Below are 5,102 nucleotides of genomic sequence, written 5' to 3'. Positions count from 1 at the left end.
ATTCTTGATACCACCGTAAAAGCCGTGGTAAAATCTGCTCCATAGCTGTTTACAATTGCCTGTAAAACAATTAATGAAAAAGCAATAAGTGCATTTTGCAATGCTACCGGAATGCCCAGTCTCATGCTTTTTCTAATTATCATATTATTGATTTTGAAATTTTCTCTTTTAATTCTAAAATATGAATTACTTTTATAAGCATATATTATACATGTTATTGCTGAAATAAACTGCGAAAACGCTGTGGCAACACCTGCTCCCACTACTCCCCAGTTAAACACCAGCACAAAAATAAGATCTAATATAACATTAAGAATGCTGGCAAATATCAAAAAGATCAAAGGTGTCTTGCTGTCTCCCAATGCTCTTAAAATACCTGATACACCATTGTATAATCCCATACATATAATACCAATTGATGTAACTTTAAGATACGCCACTGCATCCTCTAAAATAACTGCATCTGTCTGTAAAAGTATAAGAATAGGTCTTGCTGCAAAGTATCCCGCAATAGCCATTATGGCAGAGCATGCAATTATAATTATGGTAGCATTTCCAATGGTGTCTTTAACATTTTTTTCATCATTGGCACCAAAATACTGGGAAACAATGATTCCAATTCCCACGGAAAGACCACCTACAAGTGAAAAGAAAAAAAACTGCAATGATGCTGTAGTTCCAATGGCTCCAAGGGCATTTGCACTTACAAACCGTCCAACTATTACGGAATCCACCATATTGTACAGTTGTTGAAACACATTACCTATTAACAGTGGTATTGCAAATGCTAAAAGCAACTTGTATGTTGTTCCTACTGTCATATCTTTTACATATTTATTCTGATTATCCATTTTAGTCTCCAATCCTTAATTAAATAATGTAAAATCCAATTACTCCACTTAATATTCCAATAATAGCTCCGACAATTACATCTTTTGGAAAATGTACTCCTGCTATTACTCTCATAAAACACATTAAAAAGCTGTCAGCCAAAATAAGAATTCCCAAATGAACACTTATATAAAGTGCTGACATACCTATAACAAATGCTGAAAAAACATGACGGCTCGGCATTGACTGCCCCGTCTTTTCTTTTTTTACAACAGGCTTAAATTCATACAAAGTATAAGGTCTTGGTGCGTCCACAACATACCTGAAAATACTAACCAATATAAAAGATATGCCTGTTACTAAAACTATTCTTATTACCCTTTCATCCCTGTTTACTGCAAGAAATATAAGCATAACAAAATATGCCATATATACTACTCCCGTAATAATATTATTGGCATATTTTACTATACTTTCTCCATGTGGATATTTTCTTACAAATTCTGAAATCTTTATGTAAGTTTCCTGTTTCATTACCTACTGCTTTCTTGCTATTCTATATTCATCACCATATGAGAAATATGGACAGCTGGAGTTTTTAAACTGAAGTAATCTGGCTAAATCATCTTCATCCATGTTTACCACACACCCATATTCCTCATATTCTTCATCATAAACATAATTACTGCAAAATTCGCAACTATTTTGTTCACTCATTATTTCACCTACTTCTGATAGCTTTCTGCTAATTTCTTAAATGCTGGCAATGCATCCTCAATCTGTTTTGTCTGAACACAGTAAGAAATTCTTACATATCCCGGTGTTCCAAAGCTGTCAGCAGGAACTAACAAAAGTTCATGCTCTTTTGCCTTTTCGCAGAATTCATGGGCATCATCTCCCATTGCCTTTACAAAAAGATAAAATGCTCCATCAGGATATACACATTCATATCCCATTTCCGTAAGGTTGTTGTAAAGTAAATCCCTGTTTACCTTATAAATTGAAATATCCGCTGTATCATCAATACACTTTTCAATAACTCTCTGATACATACTTGATGCACATACATATCCAAGGGCACGTCCTGCACCACAAACTGCTGCATAGGCATCTCCTGCATCTTTCATCTTTGGAGAAACAACAATGTATCCTATACGTTCTCCCGGAAGGGATAAAGCCTTGCTGTATGAATAACATACAAAAGTATCATCATAGTAATTAATAAGATATGGAACCTCTATATCATCATAAACCAATTCTCTGTATGGCTCGTCCGTTACAAGAAAAATAGGATGTCCATATTCCTTTTCCTTCTTTCTTAACAAATCGCACATTTTTTCAATTGTTTCTACTGAATAAACAACACCTGAAGGATTGTTAGGAGAATTTATTACAACTGCTTTTGTTTTCTCATTAATTGCAGCCTCAAATCCTTTCATATCTACCTGAAATGTTTTATCTTCAGATTTAACAGCCACAAGCTTTGCCCCTGTTCTCTCTAAAAATACCCCATATTCCGGGAAATAAGGTGTAAACACTATACACTCATCCTCTTTTTGCATTATGGCATTAAATACAATGGTAAGAGATGATGCTGCACCACAGGTCATATAAATGTTATCCGGTGTAATCTCTGTATTAAATCTGTTATTAATGTAATTTGCAATTGTAGTTCTGACCTTTGCATCTCCCTGAGCTGATGTATAGCCGTGAAGTGCCACTGAATCAAAATTGTTTACAAGGTCAATTATGGCATCATCAACTGATTTAGGCGCAGGAACACTTGGATTTCCTATACTGAAATCAAAAACATTTTCAGCCCCTATTTCTGCCTTTCTCTTATTTCCATATTCAAAAATTTCCCTTATTTCTGAACGTACCTTTCCTAATTTAACTAATGATTCTGTATACATTTTATATCCTCCTGTCACTTTATCTCATTCTGATTTTGAAATCTCTTTCGCTTTCTCTCTTAATGTCTCTCTTTGCAATATCCTGTCGCTTATCATAGAGTTTCTTACCTCTTGCAAGACCTATCTCCACCTTCACCAGACTTCCCTTAAAGTAAACCCTAAGCGGAACCAGTGTTAGTCCCTTTTCATTTAACTTTCCTACAAGCTTATTTATCTCATATTTGTGAAGCATTAATTTCTTAGGTCTTAAAGGATCCTTGTTAAAAATATTGCCTTTTTCATATGGATTAATATGCATTCCATATATAATAACTTCTCCGTTATCCACTCTCACAAAGGATTCCTTAATACTGCAATGTCCTGCACGCAGGGACTTAACCTCAGTGCCATGCAACACAATTCCCGCTTCATAAGTATCCTCAATAAAATAATCATGTCTTGCCTTTTTGTTAGTAGCAATTAACTTTTCAGAAATTTTTGCCATGTTTTTCCCCTCCTTCCATATTTATACCATACTAAAATCAATTGTTCCAGTTACTTTATCAGCATTTTCCACCCTGATTTTCACTATCTGACCTAGCTTATATGTCTTCATTGTCTGCTGACCTTTAAGACTATAGGAGGCCTCATCGTATTCGTAATGGTCATCTGTCATATTTGATACATGAACCAGTCCCTCTACTGTATTTTCCAATTCAACATACACGCCAAAGTTTGTAACTGAAGATATGACACCTGTATATTCTTCTCCTATAAAGCCTCTCATATATTCAGCTTTCTTCATTTTTTCAGAATCTCTTTCTGCATCATCTGCCCGCCTTTCAGTCATGCTACAATGCTTAGTGACCTCCGGCAAAATAGACTTGTAATGTTCAATATGCTTTTCCGTCATGTCACCGCAAAGACATTCCTTGATAATTCTATGAATCTGTAAATCCGGATACCTTCTTATAGGTGATGTAAAATGACAATAATATTTTGCAGCCAGGCCAAAATGTCCCAAACACTCCGGTGTGTATTCAGCCCTTTTCATTGAACGAAGGGTAACTCTGCTAATCATTGCCTCCTCCGGAGTTCCTTCAATACTTTTCAAAAGCTTCTGTAATTCCTTTGGATGTACCTCGTCTTTAGACATTTTAACATGATATCCGAAATTAGTAATGAACAATGACAACTGTTTCATTCTGTCACTGTCAGGTTTTTCGTGATTTCTGTAAACAAAAGGTATCTGCTGCCAAAAATAATATTCTGCAATGGTTTCATTTGCCATAAGCATAAAATCCTCAATAATCTTTGTGGCTGCATTTCTGTCATAAGGTTTAATAGACACAGGATAACCCTTTTCATCTAATGTAATTTTACATTCAGGAAAATCAAAATCTATTGCTCCTCTGCCATATCTTTTTTCCCTTATTATTGAAGATAACTCTGCCATGAGCTGAAACATGGGCACTAATTCACTGTACTCATTCATTGTATCGGGATTTTTGTTTGTAATAATCTCATTTACCGCTGTATAGGTCATTCTCCTGTCAACATTAACTACAGTTTCTGCTACCTGATGATCAATTACTTCCCCTTTTTCGTTTATTTTCATAATACAGCTAAGAGCTAATCTGTCAACGCCCTGATTTAACGAACATATGCCATTAGATAACTTATGGGGAAGCATTGGAATAACCCTATCTACCAGATATACGCTGGTTCCCCGCTCTTTTGCCTCCTTATCAAGAGGAGAATTTTCTACTACATAATGAGACACGTCAGCAATATGAACTCCTAAAGTATAAATACCATCTTCCTTTTTAAGGGTTATGGCATCGTCTAAATCCTTTGCATCCTCTCCATCAATTGTAACCGTCTGCCAGTCCCTGATATCAAGTCTGCCTTCTTTGTCCTTTTCCTGTACCTCTTCAGGAACATTTTCAATTTGCTCCATCACCTCTTTAGGATATTCACATGGTATGTTATATCCCTTTACAATTGAAAGAATGTCAACTCCCGGGTCGTTTACATGTCCTAAAATTTCTATGACTTTTCCTTCCGGTTTTCTATCCTTTGAACCATAATCAGTGATTTTCACCACTACTTTATGTCCCTGTACAGCCCCCATGGTGTACTTTCCCGGAATATAAATATCACTTGATATTCTATTGTTATCAGGAAGCACATATCCAAAAGATTTATTTTTCTGGAAATATCCCACCACTTCACTTATTTCGTGAGATAAAACTTTTATAACCTTTCCTTCTTTTCTCTTTCCTGTAGAAAAAGGCTCTACCGCCACTAAAACCGTGTCATGATGAAAGGCTCCTCCAATATTTTTTTCCGGTATGAAATAATCTTCCTCTGCACCTT

Annotated in this window: 6 protein-coding genes; all 6 read right to left on the bottom strand. The window is 35.6% G+C overall.

Annotated features, from left to right (window positions below):
* On the bottom strand, positions 1–851 hold an 851-nt coding region (locus Q5O73_RS10060; RefSeq protein WP_302669619.1), incomplete at its 3' end, for an MATE family efflux transporter.
* Positions 852–870: 19 nt separating this feature from the next.
* A complete protein-coding gene (locus Q5O73_RS10055) occupies positions 871–1,365 on the bottom strand; it encodes a phosphatase PAP2 family protein (RefSeq protein ID WP_302624444.1) in 495 nt (164 codons plus the stop codon).
* A gap of 3 nt (positions 1,366–1,368) precedes the next feature.
* The gene (locus tag Q5O73_RS10050; RefSeq protein ID WP_021953909.1) at positions 1,369–1,548 is read right to left on the bottom strand and encodes a DUF6472 family protein; all 180 of its coding nucleotides are present in this window, start codon (positions 1,546–1,548) and stop codon (positions 1,369–1,371) included.
* A gap of 8 nt (positions 1,549–1,556) precedes the next feature.
* Positions 1,557–2,744, bottom strand: a complete 1,188-nt coding sequence (locus Q5O73_RS10045; RefSeq protein ID WP_302669618.1) for a pyridoxal phosphate-dependent aminotransferase — start codon at positions 2,742–2,744, stop codon at positions 1,557–1,559.
* Between the two features lie 19 nt (positions 2,745–2,763).
* Complete coding sequence (smpB, locus tag Q5O73_RS10040; protein WP_021953907.1) at positions 2,764–3,228, bottom strand: SsrA-binding protein SmpB; 465 nt, start codon at positions 3,226–3,228, stop codon at positions 2,764–2,766.
* Between the two features lie 21 nt (positions 3,229–3,249).
* On the bottom strand, positions 3,250–5,102 hold a 1,853-nt coding region (rnr, locus tag Q5O73_RS10035), incomplete at its 5' end, for a ribonuclease R (RefSeq protein ID WP_302669617.1).

Source organism: Eubacterium sp. AF15-50, assembly GCF_934835595.1.
In the GTDB taxonomy this organism is placed as follows: Bacteria; Bacillota; Clostridia; order Lachnospirales; family Lachnospiraceae; genus Eubacterium_G; species Eubacterium_G segne.
This window is presented reverse-complemented; position numbering and strand designations above follow the sequence as displayed.